This window comes from Litchfieldella qijiaojingensis (assembly GCF_014651875.1).
Taxonomy (GTDB): domain Bacteria; phylum Pseudomonadota; class Gammaproteobacteria; order Pseudomonadales; family Halomonadaceae; genus Litchfieldella; species Litchfieldella qijiaojingensis.
The window spans coordinates 1-1,927 of the sequence record NZ_BMXS01000065.1; the positions used below are offsets into that span (position 1 = coordinate 1).

Here is a 1,927-nt window from a genome sequence, read left to right on the forward strand (position 1 = left end):
AGGTTGTCGAGGGTGCCGCCGAGGCGGTAGGTCGAGGTGCCGCCGCTGGCCAGGCGCCCGCCGCGCTGGGTGAGGTGGTGGGCGGTGACGGCGAGGTCGCCCTGGGTGGAGATCAGGCCGCGGTTGGTGATGTCGCCGCTGGTGTGAATGGCGAGGCCGTCGTTCGCGAGCAGTTCGCCGCGGTTGTCGAGGCTGGTCAGGTTCAGGGTCAGGCGGCCCGCCGTGGCAAGGCGGTCGCCGGCGGCGAGGGTGAGCCCCTGATCGAGGTCGAAGCCGAGCGCGCCGTTGAATTGCCACCCGCCGATGTCGTCGAGCCGGTCCAGCGTGAATTGGCCGCTACCGATGCCTTGCACCTGGCCGCCGGCGTTGGCGAGGCGGTCGGCGCTGAGGCGTAATAGTCCGCTGCCGGTATGCGTGAGTTGCCCCTGGCCGTTAAGCAGGGTGCCGGCGTCGAGCGTGGCGTTGTCGCTGGCCAGTTCGAGCCGTCCGTTGCGGTTGTCGAGGGTGCCGGTGAGGGTGAGGCGGCTGGTGTCGCCGCCGAGGGCGCGCAGGTCGCCGTCGCTGTTGGTCAGTTTGTCGGCGTCGACCGTCAGGGTGTCGGTGGCTTCGATCATGCCGCCGGCGTTGTCGAGGTGGCCGGCTTCGAGGCGCACGGTGCGTCCCGCCAGTTGGCCCTGGCGGTTGTCGATGAACGGCGGGTCGATATCGAGCGTGCCGTTGGCGAGGACCCGGCCATCGCGATTGTCGAGACCGTTGGTCAGCACCATCGTCACCTGGCCATCGAGGCTAGCGATCAGGCCGTCGTCGGTATTGTTCAGGGTGTCGCCGGTGAAGGTGACGCTGTCGCCCTGCAGGGTGCCGCCCTGGTTCTGTAGCAGGCTGAAGTGGGTGTCGAGCGCGCCGTCCTGGGCGAGCAGCAGGCCTTGGCGGTTGTCGAGCTGTGGCGCGGTGAGTGACAGCCCCTCGGCACCGGCCACGGCCTGGCCGCCGTCGTTGACGAAGGTGGCCGCGTCGATGGCGAGCCGTTCACCACTCAGCGAGCCGTCCTGGTTGTCGAGAGTGCCGCCAGTGGCGCGCAGGGTCAGCTGACCGCCCTGGACATCGATGACACCGTCGCGGTTGTCGAGATGGGTGGTGGCGCTATCGGCCAGGGTCACGCTGCTGCCGGTTGCCCCACCAAGCACGGCGCCACCCTGGTTGAGCAATTCTTCGGCGTGAAGCTGAAAGCCGTCGCCGAGTATCGCGCCCCGGCGGTTGTCGATACGTTGTGCGGCGATGGCCAGTGACCGGTCGGACTGCAACTTGCCGTGGCGATTGTCGAGGGCGCCCGACAGCGTGACGTCCACGCCCCCCGCGCCTGCCGCGACCAGCCCCTCGTCTGTGTTGTCGAGCGAAGCGGCATCGAGCGCGATGGTGTCGGCGATGAGCTTACCCTGGCGGTTGGTGAGCGCACCAACGTCCTGCAACTGCAGGTGCTCGGCGACGAGGATGCCCTGGGTGTTGTCGAGCGTAGCCCCGCCGTGCAGCACCAGGTCACCCTCGGTGACCTGCAGGCGTCCACCACGGTTGTTCAGCGCTTCGACCAGGTCGAGGTGCAGCCCCTCCCGGGCACTGACCAGCCCGGTGTCGTTGTCGAGGCGGTCGAGTGTCAGGGTTACCAGATCGCCGACCAGACTGCCGCCGTGGTTGGCCAGGCGGTCGGCGTCGAGCGTGATGGCATCGGCGGTAAACACGCCCTGGGCGCGGTTGTCGAGCGCGCCGGCCACGCTGGCATCAATCTCTTGTTTGGCCAGCAGGACCCCGCCCCGGTTGTCGACCTCGCCGGCGGTGAGGGTCAGCGTGCCGGTGCGTGACTGGATATGGCCCGTGGCGTTGTCCAGCCGCGTGCCCACCTCAAGCGTGAGGTCGCCGGCTTCGGCGCTGATCA

1 pseudogene is annotated in these 1,927 nt (G+C 68.9%); it reads right to left on the reverse strand.

The features are described from left to right. A pseudogene (locus IE093_RS22210) lies at positions 1-1,927 on the reverse strand (hypothetical protein); the annotation flags it as partial.